The organism is Myroides odoratimimus, from assembly GCF_030326305.1.
Taxonomy (GTDB): Bacteria; Bacteroidota; Bacteroidia; order Flavobacteriales; family Flavobacteriaceae; genus Flavobacterium; species Flavobacterium odoratimimum_A.
On the sequence record NZ_JACAKB010000023.1, the window covers coordinates 1 to 15,933 of the forward strand.

Genomic DNA, 15,933 nt, shown 5'->3' on the forward strand with positions numbered 1-15,933 from the left:
AAGATTATTACTCTCTAAAAATGGACACAACCCTTTAAATATCAATTGCTTTAGTTTTTTGTCGTGTACTTAGAAATTAATTACATAACTTTGAACTTATGAAATACAAGAAATGGAGCTTATCTGAGAAGCTATCAATTTTACAAGAAGCAGAAGAAAATGGGGCAATAGAAACTTGTCGTAAACACAGTTTAAGTACAGGTACTTTCTACTCATGGAAGAAGAAATTCGATTCTCAAGGAGAATCAGGATTAAGACCTGCTGTTTCTGACAAATCAAAAGAACTTAAAAAGCAGAGCAAGAGAATAAGATTCTTCGTAAACTGCTAAGTGATAAAGAAATAGAAATAGAATTAGAAGTTCAACGTGAACTGCTAAAAAAAGTTTGGGACATCCGATCCAAAAAAGATCTGGTAGATTACTTTTATAGTAAATATCAAAAAAGCATACTTATTAGATGGTCTTTGGATTTAAACTTCTTTACGTAATAATCAGAGTTGGCTTTGACTACTGTTGATTTGATAATCTCTGTATTTATTAAAGAAATCAGCTGTCCGAATACGGATTTACTAGAAAAATATGTACTTTTACTCATCGTGTTTATTGTTTGCAAGACTAAACTACGATAACTTTTTAGAAGCCAGCATGCTGGCTTCTTTTTTACAACATATTTTTACCGGACAACAATGTTTTCTAAATACTATCTTCAATTAAATTAGTTTTTAAAATTAGACTCTGTATCTAAAATTATTTGTATTTTTCCTTAAGAACTACATCATAATCACCATCTAATAATTCCTTACTTCTTTCCCATTTAATAGGTACTATATTACTTTTAATTTCCCCTATATAAAGTTTATATGTAAGCCCTTCCCAATTTAAATCATTATAATAACTCTCTAATTGTTTTCCTTTTACCATTATCTTTAAATTATTAACCTCATCCTCAATTACCTTATAAGTATATTGTAAATATTCTAGAGAAGAAATATTATTTAAAGTATGAATATCACATATATGAAAATAATTTTTAACAAACTGAACAGGAACTGTCAATCTAGCATAAGCTTTGGGTGCTAAAAAAACAAAGTCAATATTGACTGAATTTATTTCATCCTTTAATATTGCATTGCTAATATTTGTCTGTTTTGTAAAACAGTGAATCAACTCCATAGTAACCATCTCACATGATTGCAAATTCTTATCTAAAAAATTTTCTTTAATTGAAAATTTCCCCATCGTAAGTGTTTTCTCTCCGTGTTTAAGAAAACTATTGTTCCAAATAAATCGATCTATAGATGTATCTATTGGAAAGTAATATGCTGTATCACTATTATTATAAAACTCAACTGTGATTAAGCTATTATTAGTAATAGTATCTTTTAATATACTTAACTCTATAGCTCCTTCATTTTTTTTTTGTGAGTATCCCGTAAAAATAGTAAACACAGTGATTACTAAAATAAACATTTTATTCATTTTAAAAACTCCAATTATTATCATCAAACTGTTTTTTAAAATTTAAATAAGTGGTATTATAATTTATAATACCTCCCCATATTTGCTCCAATTCATAAGCTTTTACTTCAGTAATAGCTTATGAAGCCTCTTTTCCATAAGCATTAAACCACTTTTGTCTAGCTCCTGATACAATATCTATTACATGACTAAATTCATGTAATATAGTTAAAGCGGTCTGTCTATAAGTATGTCTTGAAAGGTTTTATTCATAGGTGTATAATGACTTTATATTTGATTTTTTTTATACATGTAAATCTAGTTTATTTCTATCTTAAATCTTTCTCCATTTATCAGGGAAATAAGGTGTCTTAAAATAAATATGTGCTAGATTTCTAAGAAAAGGATACCCTGCATTATCTGTGCGATAATCATAACTGAATTCCTCTATTCTACTTTGATAATCAGTTTTAAAATCCTCAAAACTCATTTCCTTATTTAGTTGTAAAAACAAACTGATATCTCTTTGATAACCATCATTAAATCTTGGATTAGAAAACAATTGCTCCTCAAGATCATCTTCTTTGTTTTCTATTAAATGTTTTGAAGTAGAGTTTATACCATGATGAGGAACAAAAACACCTAAGTTAATTTCATTATCAATTGCAAATTTTCGAATATCATTAAAATCTTCTTCTAAATTTAAAACAATAGCGTCCTAAACGTTTAAAAGAAGGTACAAAAAAAGAGAGTAAATTAAGGATCTCAAATTATCTTTGAGTTGGACACCCAAAAAACACTCTCTCGATGGTAAATATAACATTGTTTTCTCAAATAATAGCAAAACTTGATCGCTCAAAATTCAAGAAGCTTGTAAAAGATAAGCAGACTGATAAATACAATAAAGGCTTTGATAGTTGGAGTCATTTAGTATCTATGCTATTTTGCCATTTTGCCCGTAGTAAATCTGTTCGAGACATTAGTAATGGGCTTCGCTGAGCTACTGGAAATCTAAATCATCTTGGTATAGATAAGGCCCCATCTAAATCATCAGTAAGTTATCAGAATAAAAACAGAACTCATGAGCTGTTTAAAGAGTATTATTTTACGTTACTACAAAGTTTAGGACAGCATCCTAAGTTTAAGCAGATAAAGTTCCGTATCAAGTCCAAAATCTTACTTTTTGACTCTACCACAATATCTCTATGCTTGAGTATTTTCGATTGGGCAAAATACAAGACCAACAAAGGAGCTGTTAAAATGCATACACTACTTGATTTTGATGGTAACTTACCTGCTTACATCAACATAACAGATGGTAAAATAGCGGATAATAAAGGCGCTTACGACATTCCTTTACTCAAGGGCAGCGTTATAGTAGCCGATTGTTTTTACAACGATTTTAGCCTGTTAAACATTTGGGACAGCAAACTCTGGATCAACGTTAAAAGTTGGGGAGGAAAGTGTAAAATAATATCTTTGTGCTATGATGGATAGCCAAGAAATACTAAAACTAATCTTACCTACTTACTTAGTAGAACACTTCAATATTACTAAAGTAGAAGAATTAGAGACCAAACTACATATCTACTTTGAAGAGAAGAATGATTACGGAAATCAGAGCCCTGAAAGACAGCTTATTTCTAAAGGTTTCCATAGTATGATTACTATTGAAGACTTCCCGTTACGAGGTAAATCAGTTAAACTACACGTACAACGTCGTCGTTGGACAGATAAACAAACAGGAGAAATTATATCACGTGATTGGAATATCATCGCAGAAGGAACACGAATGACTACAGAGTTCTCGGAGTTCTTAAAAAAAATTGGCCGATACTAAAGTACTTAGCTGTAAGGCTATTGGTGAATTATTTGGGGTTAAAGGAGAGAAGTTTCAACGCCAATACAAACATAAAACTAGTGGTTTCAAACAATGGGATCAACAAGAACATGCACAAGACTGGCTACTCTACCCAGAAAATATAACTGAACAACTGTCCATAGATGAAGTATGTTTATCTATGGGAGAATTGTACACTATACTGACTTCTAAAGCAGGTAAAGGTCAGAAAAAGACCATTGTAGCGATAGTTAAAGGAACAAAATCAGATACTATAATAAAGCATCTATCTAAACTACCTAAAAAACTTAGAGATAAAGTTACCGAGATTACTTTAGATATGGCAGGGGCTATGAAACAGATAGCTAAGAAGTGCTTCCCTAAAGCTGTGCAAGTAATTGATCGTTTTCATGTACAAAAGCTTGTAAGTGAAGCTGTACAAGATATTAGAATAAAATATAGATGGGCTGAGCTTGACGCTGAGAACACTGCTGTTTTAAAGGCTAAGGAAGAAGGCATTATATATAATCCTGAAATACTTAGTAATGGAGATACTAAGAAGCAACTTTTAGTTCGCTCACGTTCTCTACTTTATAAAAACCAAATTAATTGGACATCTGACCAACAAGAAAGAGCTAAGATACTATTTGAATTATACCCAGAGATTAAACAAGCCTATCTACTTGCTAATAACCTTAGACAGATATATAATCTACAAATAGATAAAGAAATAGCTATGACTAAGCTTGCTCATTGGTTTAATGATATTGAAAAAGCTTCACTCAAACACTTTAGTACTGTTTTAAAGACGTTTAATGTACACTATAACGAAATTATCAATTACTTTATTAATAGAAGTACAAATGCTTCTGCGGAATCATTTAATGCCAAAATTAAATACTTCCGTATGATGTATAGAGGTGTTAGGGATAAGAAGTTTTTTCTTTTTAGATTAACTAGACTTTTTGCCTAGTCCCCAACTTTTGTCACTGATCCCAAACTCTATGCATAAACACAACTTTTAGGATTGATCCTATATTATGGGTTATTTTGTAATGTTTAAAAACAAAAAAATCCGTAAATAATTGATATTTACGGATTTAGACACAGAATAACTCTGTTCTAGTCGGGGTGGCAGGATTCGAACCTGCGACCTCCTGCTCCCAAAGCAGGCGCGATGACCGGGCTACGCTACACCCCGATTTGGTCATCTAATATTTTTTAAACTAAGTTATTTCGTCGGGGTGGCAGGATTCGAACCTGCGACCTCCTGCTCCCAAAGCAGGCGCGATGACCGGGCTACGCTACACCCCGAAAAACTTAGCGGAGAGACAGGGACTCGAACCCTGGCATCGGTTACCCGATGACAGATTAGCAATCTGCTCCGTTACCACTCCGGCACCTCTCCGTTGCTTAGATCATTACTTCTCTAATGCGGTGCAAACATACTACGAGTTTTTGAGTTCTGCAAATTTCGAGAAGATAAAAAAGCTAGTATTTCTATCATTTTCTTCAACCAAAATCATATTTAATTATAAATGAGCAAAGTACTTTAAAATTATTTTTTTAATATTTTTAAATAAATAATCCGTTAGATCTCATCATTCTTTAAAATAGAACTCTTTTCTAGTGTTCAACTATCTTTCCCCTTACCGACTCTCACCTTATAATCTTCATTTATCATAAATCTCGTAGTACTTCATCAGACTAACAATAACGAATCTAAATAACCTCTAGACAATAAATAATCAAAATAAATCGTATATTTGTTATTAGAGTGTTCAGTTCACCACTACTATCTTTATGATATTAGTAGTTAATACAGGACATCTAAGTATAGATCATATTTAATAGATATAAAAACTATACACGCTAACTAATTCAATTAATCATTTGAAGTCAGGTAAGTCTCTTATCTGACTTTTTTTGTTTTTACTCTAATACATCGGATATAAATTCTCTCATCTAGCTGTACATTAACACACCATCATCACACTGACATTTCATTCAGATATAAAATTCTCCTTGCCCTTAGGTTCTCTACTCGAGTTATCTTAAGTTTTCTCGTTAAGTATAGTATTGGCTTGTAGTTCTTGATTAAATGAAAAATGTCTAACTTCGCTTACTAGGGAGCCACTTCGCTGGGAAATCGCCTACGGCTAAGGAACAGAAAACAAGGAACAGCGGTTTCACGACATCACGAAAAAACAAAAAGACAGTTTCCTTCTTGATTAAGGAATTACTACTTTTGTTATTTACTATTTTAAATGCCATGGAGAATATAAAAGAACATTGGGAAGGTGTATATAAAACTAAAACACCAGATCAGGTAAGTTGGACACAAATAAAACCGATTAACTCACTTCGCCTAATAGAGAATAGTAATATCTCTAAAGACGCTAAGATTATCGATATCGGTGGTGGAGATAGTAATTTAGTTGACTACTTGCTAGAGAAGGGATATACGGATATCACAGTGTTAGACATTTCTGGAGAAGCACTAGAACGTGCTAAGAAGAGATTAGGTGATAAGGCTCATCAAGTGAAGTGGATAGAGAGTAATATCACTACCTTTACCCCTACTGAGCAATACGATGTGTGGCATGACCGTGCTGTATTTCACTTTTTGACAGTTGAAGAAACACAAGCTTATACACAGTTAGTTGCCAAGTCAGTAAAAGAAAATCTTATTATCGCTACGTTCTCTAAACAAGGACCTCTCAAGTGTAGTGGATTAGAGATTATTCAATACAATACAGAAGATCTAAATGAGCTATTTAAAGATTATTTTACACTAAAGGACAGCTTTTATGAAGATCATATTACGCCATTTGACACCAAGCAGAACTTTGTGTACTGCCATTTTAAAAAGAATAAATAATAACAAATATGGGATTTAGTAGAGATATCCAATTTTCTTCTGATAGACTATCTTACCTAGTAGTAAACGATAGCTTTAAAGAAGATATTTTTCGTGAGTTAACACCTACAGTAGCTAAGTTTTTACCTTTTATACCAACAGGTAAAATCGAAGACACACAGGGTTTTATTGATTATAGCTTGGGTGTATTAGACCAAGGTACTGATATCACTTTAGTAGCAGTAGATAAAGAGACAAAAGAGTTTATCGGATGTTGTGGTATACACGATGTAAATGAAGAGTCTATCTCTCTTGGTATCTGGTTAAAAGAATCTGCTTTTGGCAAAGGATATGGACAAGAACTTATCACTGCATTAGAAACTTATGTAAACGAAAACCTTACAGTGGACTATCTAATCTACAACGTAGAGAAGAATAACCATGGAAGTATTAAGATAGCTGAGAAATTAGGTTATGTTTACCATAGTGATTTCGTGAGAAACATAAGTGAAGAGAAGATACTTAATATGCTTCAGTACCGCAAGGACAATAAAAAGAAGTAATAAATAAGAAATTAAAAAGTTCAAAGAGCACAGTGTTTTTTGAACTTTTTTTCAATAATTGAATACAATATAGATTATGCGTTATAAAATAACAGAATTAGAACAGATTGACTTTAATACCATTCCTTGGGAATTTTTAGTACACTATAACGGACGTGCAGATGACTTGCCACCGTTGCTAGATCAGGCCATAAGCAGTGATATTAGAGACAGTAGATATGCTCTTTTTTCTCTAGCGAATAATATAGAACACAAAGGTGGAGTGATTACCACTACTCCTGTTGTATTAATACGCTTATTTCAGTTATTTAAAGAAACGCCTTATAATCAAGATATGTTATTGCGTGTTATCCTAAAAGTTGCTAAGGCAATAGGCTTTCAATGGGAGCTTTTTAGAGATAGCAATGAATTTGATAACATCCCTTCTATCCAAGAGCTATATAGTACCCATTCTTCGTTCTTATGGCCTGAATTCGAAACAAGAGAACAAGATGCTATGATATGGGCTGCTACAGATATGCAAAAAGTCTTTGACTATGCGTGGTATTATACAAAAGAGGTCTTATGTGCTTATCAGCCCGTCTTAGAACAATTAGTAGCTCGTGATGATATAGAACAAGGGCTGATATACGACATACTCACTGTAGTTAAAATGGTAAAAGATCAAAAGAGAAATGATATTTCTCTTGATAAGACGTGGACTAGTGAACACCTAAAATACGTTATCGTAGAAGATGCTCATCTAGAAGACTTTTTAACCAATCTAACACCTAAAATCACGAGATTCTTAAGCTTTGATGCTAATGGTAATCAACCTTTGTTAAAAGAATACATCAGACGTTCTCGCATCGAAATCGCCAATGGTACAGCTTTAGTATTAGTAATATTAGACAAAGAAACCAATGAGTTTATCGGAAGCTGTGGGTTAAGTGATATCAATGAAGAATCTGTAGAAATAGGGCTTTGGATTAAAGCCTCTAAACAGGGCAAAGGATATGGTACTGAGATTACTAAAAAACTGATAGAGATAACCAAGTCAGAAATCAATACCTCGTCTATACTTTATACTGTAGAGAAAGGTAATGAGGCAAGCGTAAGCATTCCTAATAAATTCGGTTTTATCCATGCGTATGACTTTATCATAGAACCTAGCCCTTTAAAAAACAGAATGAGAGAGATGCAACAATTCATTTTAACGCTATAACATTATGAATACTATTCTACCAATCACTTATTCTATCAGCAAGATTAAAGTAAGTTTATACCTTATAGGATCTTTATTACTTGTAGCAGCAGGAGTACTTGTATTCTATAACTGTCTGTATCACAAGGGAAGATATTTCTTAGGTTCTATAGAACTGACCTATGCTATAGCTGTATTGGCTATAGTATTCTTTGGATATGCTTCCATAATGTTTATTAGTAAATTATTTAGTAATAAACCAGGTATTGTCATTAATGAACAAGGGATACTTGAGAATGCCACTGCTGTTGTCAATGGGTTAATTCCTTGGCAGGATATTACTTCTGTTGAACTCTATAAAATGCAGAGTCAGAAGTTTGTATTGATCTATATAAAGAATCCTGAAGAATATATCGCCAGACAAAAGAATATAATCAAAAAGAAATCAATGCAAGCTAACTTAAAAACACATGGTACTTCTATATTCATTAATACCAATATGCTTAACGTATCAGATGTAGAATTGGCGATTGCTATTCAACAACAACTAGATAAGAATACGCTTAAATAAACTACCATGGCAAGACCTACTAATAAAACAGAATTAATAACAATGTCTAATGATTTGTTTAATAAACTTATATCTACGATTAAATCTTTAAACAACCAACATTTAAACGACAATTTTACAGAAGATAGTCTCAACAAAAATGTGAGGGATGTACTTATGCACCTGTACGAATGGCACAATATGTTTATGTCTTGGTATCAAGTAGGTATGTCAGGAAATAAGCCAATTATGCCTGCTAAGGGGTATACCTGGAAGACTACTCCTGAATTAAATATTGCCATTAATCAAAAGTATCAAAATACGGGTGTACTTGACAGTATTCAAAAGATTAAAGAATCTCATAACTCTGTACTTCAAATCATTCAACAACATAGTAACGAAGAATTATTCGAGAAGAAGAGATATCATTGGACAGGAAGCACCTCATTAGGAGCCTATCTTGTATCCGCTACTTCTAGCCATTATGACTGGGCATTAAAGTTCCTGAAGAAAAACGGTATTAAATAAGTTACTTGATATTATTTTGAGTTAAATACCGTCAACTATAAACTTATAATACTTGGCAGAATCTCCTGACTTTGCGAAAACTTATCTCTGTGCATTTACAGACAATAATGCCTATAAGATATTTCAACTTAAATAAGGTAATATCCCTTCTTTTGATACCAAATACAGCAGCAAAAAAACCGTCAACTGGCAACTGTCAACCGTAAACTATAAGCTATAAACTTCTTCGCTTTATTCTGATAAGCAGCTGTTCGATGAGGATAATTCAGCTCTACCACCTCGCTAATTAGTTTCATATCCTCTTTATACTGATGCCCTAATAACATCAAAATATCCATCGCAAAAGCTTCTGAGGCTACTTTAGAATCATTAGACAGCCACAGTAGAGAGACATCTACTAGCTTTTTTTCTTGAACAGAAGTACAGATTAGCTTCTTACTTTTGGCGACTAACCAACATATACGACTTATTAAACGTTTACTTGATTCATTAGTAATGAACTCTACATTATCTATAAAAGTATCTAGATAAGGCTCTAAACGTAGGATATCCCTATCTAGAATATCTTGCAACAATACAGTAGACATCACATGGATAGCATCATCGTATTCGAAGCTATACTTCAGCAAGAACTTTAATACCTCCTCATCACTACCAATAACTGCTAAAGTATCTACACGACTCCTAACGTGTATATCTGTTGCTAATACGATCTGATATAGTTCTTTATGTGTCATTTTGATTATTACTGATGTTCAAATATAATCATAAATGGAAATATACTCCCCCTCTAAACATACCAAATATTACAACTAAAAACCGTACAATACACTGTCAACCACAAACTGTCAACCGTTAACCCCAAAAAAAGCCCTAGTATTATTTACTAGAGCTTTCCTACTTTTATTTAAAAACTGATTATCCTAATACAGGGATGATATGTTCCCAGTTTAACTGTTTAGCATAGTCTATTGGAGTTTTACCTTCATTATTTGGTTCATTCTTATTAGCTCCTTTTGCCAATAATACCTCAACACTTGTAAGATTACCTGAGATAACCTCTTTGTGTAAGAACGTATATCCAGCCTCATCCTTATTCGTTACCTCATCAGAGTTCTCATCTAAGAATTTCTCTAAACTCTCTTTCATATTCTTACTCATAGGGTGTTCTATAAGGTTCTCAGGATGTTCTTTTTGTTCATAAACATAAACCACATCATTAAAATCTCCGAACTCTAATCCCCAAGCGTCATCGTGCTCTTTTCTCTCTTCTTCAGTCATCACAGAACGCATAGCCTGTACAGTAAAACCTCCAAAAGCTTTACCTTGACTAATAAACATCCAGTCACTAATCTGATCAAGAGTTACTCCTATTTGCTCTCCTTCTTCTATATTTGTAAGCATATTAGGTTGATTTAATAACTCTCCATAGATAATATCTCCATCGAAGTCTACATCACCGATCCACATATGCTCTACTACAGGCTCTTCTTCTCCTTCTACCTCTTGTGTGAAAGCCACTTTAACACTAGCCATATCAAAAGCAGGTACTATTCTTCTATATTCCCAAGACAACTCTCTCCAAAAGTATTTGAAGGTATCTTGAGCTTTCTTATATGCCTCTATTAAGATAGGGTCATCTCCTTTTGCATAAAAAATCGGGTTCTCTTTTTCCATAATAAGTGTTTTATCTATTTAATAAAATAGGCTACTAGAACTCTATAACCTACTGTGCAAAAATACTTATCTCTTTTACATATTCAAGTAATCAAAACAAGTATAGCCATGCATTAACACAATTTTAATGCTCTTTATTTAGAGATATACTTCGGATCGATATAATCTGTTAGCCATACCCCATTAGCTGATTGATAGAATTCTATTCCCTCTTCATTCATCTTACCCGCTAAGATAGTCAGCACCACTACTCTACCATGACGAGAACCTACATTGATAGCCGTTTTTTTATCTTGGCTTAAGTGTACATGTTGTCTACTCATCTTCTTAATCCCCTCTTCCTCTATGCTATTCAAGAAACGATCTGCTGTACCATGGTATAAAAACTGCGGAGGCTCTACAGGTGTAAACTCTAGATCAACAGCGATAGAGTGTCCTTGATTAGCTCTTATCCTAGTACCATCAGTACTATATGCATACCTCTTCTTATTGTTAGTCTCTACGATTTCGTCTAACTCTTTCTTGGTAAACAAAACTCTATGTTTACCACATTTACTGATTAACTCCTCTACATCAGCCCACCCATTCTCGTCTAATTGTATTCCTATTTTACTCGGTTCATGTCTAAGTACTAGACTTAAAAACTTTCCTATACTTTTCTTTCTACTTTCGTCCATTATCTTTCTAATTCTTCCAAACTTAGCCCTAACTCTTTAAGTCTATGTTCTAAATTCACTATAATATAATTCTCTTCTTCACTATCCTTATACTTCTTATACACCACTTTATAGCACGACAACAATCTCTCATCGTTTACTTCCTCTAACCCTTGTAAAGCATATAAAACGACCCTCTTATCATCATCATATAAACATTTGATAAACTGATTTAGATATTCTTTCTTGTTCTTAGCCTCTCCTAATGTATAAATAGCTGTTGCACGTATGGCCTGATTAGCAGATTGAAGCCCTGCTAATATATAATCAACATAATCATCTGTTGCTTTTGACACAACATAGGTATAAAAACAAAAAGTCTCCTCATCATTGATAGTATCGCTTAATGGAGTAATAAACGGCAGCCAATACGCCTTATCCTCTGCATACCAATGTATTGTTTTTAAAGAGACAAGAAAGTTTTGACCTATTAGTTCTTTAATAAAAGGAATAGCTCTTGTAAACGCTACTTTTGCCAAAATCATCGTAAGAGAACTCCTTATATCATCGTCACACTTCTCAGAAAGAACATATTCTATCTCTTGAAGAATAGCTTCACTAATCTCTTTCTTTCGCATTAGACCAACTAGATATTCTAATTTCTCCTCTTTATCTTCAATGGTCTTAAATGACTCCCATAGCGCTTCACTGCTTCCTCCTCTAGCATATCCAAACCATCCAGCGTCTTTACTTACTAATTCTCCTGATATAATCTCATCTAACCATCGCTCATACCAGTCTAGGAAGTGCACTTCATAAGCGAAGCTTGGTTGATAATCTTCATTTATATATACTATTCTTCCGCGATGCTCCCCATTCATCACAAGGCAGGTAGTGATAGCACATCCTTGAGTACCGATGGCTAATAAACCACTAAATAGTTTGTTCTGAATCTCATAGTAGTCCTCATCAGACAAATCGTCTTCTTGTAAAGCAAGAGTTAATGCTTCCCATTCCTCCTTGGTCATTTTAGGATCTAAAATACACGCTTGTGCTATAGACTTCTTAATATCCTCTACAAATACATCGATTAGATTCGTCCCTAAAGGATATATACCATAATAAGGTCCTGCAGCACTACTCCCATAAGCATCTTCTTGATTAGTTCCATTTCCTACCTGAGTAAGAAAAGCGACATAAGCCTCTGGCAACTCTACATTATACTCTTGTTCAAAGTGTTTTATATCTGTGTGACGTACTACTTCTCCTATTCCATATTGATGTGATCTTGCTCCAAAAACTTGATATTCCTGATCAAAATCCTTAATCGTACTAAGCTTATCTTTTATTCTCTCTATCTGTACATTCATAATTTTCTTTTTCCTACTACAAAGAAAGTGAATTTAACCAGATAATTATATCGCCATAAAAAGGTATCTTAAACGATAATACTATTGGTAATAACTATTTTAAAAATTACTTGAAAAAATACTTAAATCACTCCCATCATAATCAGGCATAAAATATTGAAGTATCGGGATATAAGCATTGTGCATCCCACTGTGTTCTTTTATTTTCTTCTTGTTTTTCATGATAAATCCATCATAAAAACAATTCTTTTCTTCTCCTAATACTTGCAAAACAGCTATATCTAGATAAGGATGTCTTCTACTGAAGGATTCTATCCCATTGTCATACGCAAATACCTCTTTTACTTCCTTTGCCCCGTTGACTAGAGTATCGATATCTCTATATACAACTAGGAATTGTTTCTGATGGCATACCACACTAACAATATTACTAAAAGGAAATAACTTACTCAATTCTTGATTAAAAGCATTCTCATTACAATCCACTAAAGGCACTACGATATAAGACATTTCCATATACAACTCAGTTTAATGTTATCTTAATCCAAGTTACTATATATAATACACTGTATTGTAATCCAAATCTTAAGTAATCATAACTAAATTATTAAAATCACACTAATAAAGAAACAAATCAAACTTTTTAACCTTTATTCTATATAATATTAATATTAGACAAATATTAATCTATTATTTTAGTACTCTATACTTACCAATATCCTATAATAGCTTTCTGATCTAAAGTAAGAGATATATCATCAGACTCTTCATTAATTATTAATAAACAATCGTATTGTTGCATTGAATAACACACATCATTAACCACTGCGATACTATCCACTAATGCAAATATAAATAGGTACACAGCATTAGTAGTCACCCCACCAGAACTAATCTGTACCACCTCATCCTTTATAGATTGATGTAACATTAGATTGAAATCTTTACCTAAGGAATAAGAGGTAATGTCTTCTTCAGAACCAAAAGAGAAAAGAATATTAGTAGTATAATATTCCTCTTTCCCTTGTCTATATAGCTTTAAATCCCCCTCTAGCATAGACAGATATCTCCTATATCCATTAAAACGAGTAAACTCAGAAGGAACTGCTTCTATAGTAGCGCTGCTTATTCTAAATATAAAATCCTTATCTGCATATTGAGCATCTCGAGGATATATCACATACTCATTCGTCTTACCTCCTGACCAAACACTAGTTGTGATCTCTTCTTTTTTTATTACTTCTATTGTCATGCGTAGAAACAGTTTACTCTTTATTCTGCTATAAAACGAACATCTTTCTCATTGATTTTATCCACCACTAAGATAATACATGGATGTATAGTAAAGCTTCTATTTTCTTGACTTTGTTTAATTGTATAAGACAACTCTAACACATCTCCTTTCGCTACTAATTCCTTTATTTCAAAAGAAGTATCTTTATCTGTAGGCTGACCTACTAAAGCTAAGACAAATGATTTTTTAAAATCAATAGACGTTGGTACTCCCTGCTCTTCCATTGTAGCTGCAGTACCAAAATAAGACTCAAAATAATCTTGTGAAGTAATACGAAGGCTTTCTACTTTATCATTCTCCACTGTATTTTTTACAAAATACCCCTTAGCCAACTCATATTTTACCTCCTGTTGTTTATCTGCATCACTTAATTCTATTTCATCCTTTGTACTTTCTTTCTTAGCTGTATTACAACTACCTAACAGAATAGTCCCTAATAATAGCATCAATATACTTCTGTTCATAATATAGATTTTATCTAAAATAACTCTCCATCTCTTCTTTTATTGCAACAAAACGTCAATTTAACACTTATACCGTATCATATATAATTCAAATCTTTAAATATATTGTAATTACTATCATTGTTAGACTTTAACACACTGCCTTTTATTGTCAATAAAAAACTATTTTCTATATTTAGTTCTATAACTAAAACATATCGAATTTTTAAACTCGTGAACTATTATGAAAAAAAGAAGTTTTTTGGTGAGTACGATTCTGTGCTCAACCTTTATATTCACATCATTAATAGCTTGTAACAAGAATGATGACAACGGAAACAAGCCACAAGAAGAACACTTTATCTCTGAAAAGGACTATAGTCTAGATAAGCTGGATGAAGCAGGGGCTATTAAAGTAATGACCTATAATATGCCTTATCTAAACGGAAAGAGTCAAAGTGCCACAGCTCTTATCATGTATCCCAAAACACCTAAACCAAAAGATGGTTACCGCATCGTGGTATGGGCTCACGGTACAGTAGGAGTAGCAGATGCTTGTGCTCCTAGTAATAACCCATTGGGAGAGAACTTTAAAGTAACTGCTAAAGCCTTATTAGCTCAGGGATATGTAATCGTAGCTCCTGATTATGAAGGGCTAGGTACTCCAGGTATACACCCTTACTTACACCTAAAGAGTGAAGCCCTGTCTGCTACTTATGCTATCAAAGCTGTAAAAGATAAATACACTAACGATTTTAACGGAGACTGGATGTCTGCTGGACAATCTCAAGGTGGTCAAGCTTCTCTAGGTATAGCTGAGTTAGCAAATAGTGATACTACTTATAAAGGAGCTGTAGCTGGTGCACCTGCTTCTAGTTTAGGAAAGATTATTTTAGAAGTAGCTCCAGTAGCTCTTGCTAAAATAGAAGCTATGGAGAATGCTAGCCCTACTCCTATACCTTTAGAAAAGAGAAGCTCTGTTACATCTTATGCTACGCTATTAGCTTACGCTGCCCTAGCAGGAGTAGGTATTAAAGCAGAAACTCCGTCTTATGACTATACTGCGATATTTGAAGATAGAGCTAAAGGCTTTGCTAAACTAGCAGAAGGAAATAATGGAGATAATGGTGACTGTCTAGATGGAGTACGTCAAGCATTTATGGCTGATATCATTAAGTATATGAATGAAGATCCTAGTAATAAAGTAATGACTTACCCTGGTCTTAATAATGAGAAGTTTAAGAATGACCCTGTCATCCAAAAGTTCTTACAAGATAGTCAGCCAGGAACCAAGAAAATAGACAAACCTATCTTAGTCATCCAAGGACAAGCGGATACTAATGTACCTGCTATCGTGACTCAAGAAATGGTAAAAGGCTTACAAGACCTAGGTTCGCCTAGTGTAGAGATTATCTTAGTAGAAGGTGCTGGACACACTCAAGCAATCGTATGGAAGAATGATGAACTAGTGAAGTTTATCAATAAATACATGCCTGCTCAATAGCAAATAAA

General features: G+C 33.3%; 21 protein-coding genes and 3 tRNA genes. 11 read left to right on the forward strand and 13 right to left on the reverse strand.

Annotated elements, in window-relative coordinates; translation table 11 throughout:
• Positions 1–98: 98 nt before the first annotated feature.
• Positions 99–329 (forward strand): transposase, encoded by a 231-nt coding sequence (locus tag HX049_RS14080; RefSeq protein WP_286416612.1) that lies wholly within the window; start codon positions 99–101, stop codon positions 327–329.
• A gap of 106 nt (positions 330–435) precedes the next feature.
• Here HX049_RS14080 and HX049_RS14085 read toward each other — a convergent pair whose 3' ends face one another.
• The 3 genes from HX049_RS14085 to HX049_RS14095 all read right to left on the reverse strand — a co-directional run bounded on the left by HX049_RS14085 (position 436) and on the right by HX049_RS14095 (position 1,971).
• Entirely contained in the window at positions 436–594 is a 159-nt protein-coding gene (locus tag HX049_RS14085; protein WP_286416614.1) for a DUF4372 domain-containing protein, read from the reverse strand.
• A gap of 152 nt (positions 595–746) precedes the next feature.
• Complete coding sequence (locus HX049_RS14090) at positions 747–1,502, reverse strand: hypothetical protein (RefSeq protein ID WP_286416615.1); 756 nt, start codon at positions 1,500–1,502, stop codon at positions 747–749.
• 289 nt (positions 1,503–1,791) lie between these two features.
• Entirely contained in the window at positions 1,792–1,971 is a 180-nt protein-coding gene (locus tag HX049_RS14095) for a hypothetical protein (RefSeq protein ID WP_286416617.1), read from the reverse strand.
• A gap of 293 nt (positions 1,972–2,264) precedes the next feature.
• On the opposite strand from HX049_RS14095, the gene HX049_RS14100 reads away from it, so the two are divergent.
• The 4 genes from HX049_RS14100 (at position 2,265) to HX049_RS14115 (ending at position 4,270) form a co-directional block, all read left to right on the forward strand.
• Positions 2,265–2,456 (forward strand): DUF4372 domain-containing protein, encoded by a 192-nt coding sequence (locus tag HX049_RS14100; RefSeq protein WP_286416620.1) that lies wholly within the window; start codon positions 2,265–2,267, stop codon positions 2,454–2,456.
• A gap of 174 nt (positions 2,457–2,630) precedes the next feature.
• Positions 2,631–2,954, forward strand: a complete 324-nt coding sequence (locus HX049_RS14105) for a transposase (protein WP_286416701.1) — start codon at positions 2,631–2,633, stop codon at positions 2,952–2,954.
• On the forward strand, positions 2,944–3,297 hold the full coding sequence (locus HX049_RS14110) for an ISAon1 family transposase N-terminal region protein (RefSeq protein WP_286416621.1): 354 nt from the start codon (positions 2,944–2,946) through the stop codon (positions 3,295–3,297). Before HX049_RS14105 ends, HX049_RS14110 begins: the two co-directional genes overlap by 11 nt.
• Positions 3,284–4,270 (forward strand): ISAon1 family transposase, encoded by a 987-nt coding sequence (locus HX049_RS14115; protein ID WP_286416622.1) that lies wholly within the window; start codon positions 3,284–3,286, stop codon positions 4,268–4,270. Before HX049_RS14110 ends, HX049_RS14115 begins: the two co-directional genes overlap by 14 nt.
• A 153-nt stretch (positions 4,271–4,423) precedes the next feature.
• Here HX049_RS14115 and HX049_RS14120 read toward each other — a convergent pair.
• From HX049_RS14120 to HX049_RS14130, 3 genes are all read right to left on the reverse strand, one after another.
• Positions 4,424–4,498: transfer RNA gene (locus HX049_RS14120), tRNA-Pro, on the reverse strand.
• Between the two features lie 38 nt (positions 4,499–4,536).
• Positions 4,537–4,611 (reverse strand) — tRNA-Pro (locus HX049_RS14125).
• Positions 4,612–4,621: 10 nt separating this feature from the next.
• Positions 4,622–4,705: transfer RNA gene (locus HX049_RS14130), tRNA-Ser, on the reverse strand.
• A gap of 864 nt (positions 4,706–5,569) precedes the next feature.
• On the opposite strand from HX049_RS14130, the gene HX049_RS14135 reads away from it, so the two are divergent.
• The 5 genes from HX049_RS14135 to HX049_RS14155 all read left to right on the forward strand — a co-directional run bounded on the left by HX049_RS14135 (position 5,570) and on the right by HX049_RS14155 (position 8,981).
• Positions 5,570–6,178: a class I SAM-dependent methyltransferase gene (locus HX049_RS14135; RefSeq protein WP_286416624.1), complete on the forward strand. Its 609-nt coding sequence runs from the start codon at positions 5,570–5,572 to the stop codon at positions 6,176–6,178.
• An 8-nt stretch (positions 6,179–6,186) separates the two neighbouring features.
• On the forward strand, positions 6,187–6,720 hold the full coding sequence (locus HX049_RS14140) for a GNAT family N-acetyltransferase (RefSeq protein WP_006258410.1): 534 nt from the start codon (positions 6,187–6,189) through the stop codon (positions 6,718–6,720).
• A gap of 76 nt (positions 6,721–6,796) precedes the next feature.
• Positions 6,797–7,924: a GNAT family N-acetyltransferase gene (locus HX049_RS14145; protein WP_286416625.1), complete on the forward strand. Its 1,128-nt coding sequence runs from the start codon at positions 6,797–6,799 to the stop codon at positions 7,922–7,924.
• A 4-nt stretch (positions 7,925–7,928) separates the two neighbouring features.
• The gene (locus HX049_RS14150) at positions 7,929–8,474 is read left to right on the forward strand and encodes an STM3941 family protein (RefSeq protein ID WP_286416627.1); all 546 of its coding nucleotides are present in this window, start codon (positions 7,929–7,931) and stop codon (positions 8,472–8,474) included.
• Positions 8,475–8,480: 6 nt separating this feature from the next.
• On the forward strand, positions 8,481–8,981 hold the full coding sequence (locus tag HX049_RS14155) for a ClbS/DfsB family four-helix bundle protein (protein WP_286416628.1): 501 nt from the start codon (positions 8,481–8,483) through the stop codon (positions 8,979–8,981).
• 182 nt (positions 8,982–9,163) lie between these two features.
• On the opposite strand, the gene HX049_RS14160 is transcribed toward HX049_RS14155, so the two are convergent.
• From HX049_RS14160 to HX049_RS14190, 7 genes are all read right to left on the reverse strand, one after another.
• Entirely contained in the window at positions 9,164–9,718 is a 555-nt protein-coding gene (locus HX049_RS14160) for a hypothetical protein (protein ID WP_286416630.1), read from the reverse strand.
• 181 nt (positions 9,719–9,899) lie between these two features.
• Positions 9,900–10,658: a DUF2314 domain-containing protein gene (locus tag HX049_RS14165; RefSeq protein WP_286416633.1), complete on the reverse strand. Its 759-nt coding sequence runs from the start codon at positions 10,656–10,658 to the stop codon at positions 9,900–9,902.
• Positions 10,659–10,792: 134 nt separating this feature from the next.
• Positions 10,793–11,335 carry an RNA 2'-phosphotransferase gene (locus HX049_RS14170; protein WP_286416635.1) on the reverse strand — a complete coding sequence of 181 codons (543 nt, stop codon included), beginning with the start codon at positions 11,333–11,335 and terminating at the stop codon, positions 10,793–10,795.
• Positions 11,335–12,684 (reverse strand): SMI1/KNR4 family protein, encoded by a 1,350-nt coding sequence (locus tag HX049_RS14175; protein WP_286416636.1) that lies wholly within the window; start codon positions 12,682–12,684, stop codon positions 11,335–11,337. The genes HX049_RS14170 and HX049_RS14175 overlap by 1 nt, the downstream gene beginning before the upstream one ends.
• A 99-nt stretch (positions 12,685–12,783) precedes the next feature.
• A complete protein-coding gene (locus tag HX049_RS14180) occupies positions 12,784–13,200 on the reverse strand; it encodes a hypothetical protein (RefSeq protein ID WP_006261670.1) in 417 nt (138 codons plus the stop codon).
• A gap of 193 nt (positions 13,201–13,393) precedes the next feature.
• Positions 13,394–13,936: a HutD family protein gene (locus HX049_RS14185; protein WP_286416638.1), complete on the reverse strand. Its 543-nt coding sequence runs from the start codon at positions 13,934–13,936 to the stop codon at positions 13,394–13,396.
• Positions 13,937–13,956: 20 nt separating this feature from the next.
• Positions 13,957–14,442: a hypothetical protein gene (locus HX049_RS14190; protein WP_286416640.1), complete on the reverse strand. Its 486-nt coding sequence runs from the start codon at positions 14,440–14,442 to the stop codon at positions 13,957–13,959.
• Positions 14,443–14,665: 223 nt separating this feature from the next.
• On the opposite strand from HX049_RS14190, the gene HX049_RS14195 reads away from it, so the two are divergent.
• Positions 14,666–15,925, forward strand: coding sequence for an alpha/beta hydrolase family protein (locus tag HX049_RS14195; protein WP_286416642.1), 1,260 nt, complete (start codon positions 14,666–14,668; stop codon positions 15,923–15,925).
• Positions 15,926–15,933: the final 8 nt, after the last annotated feature.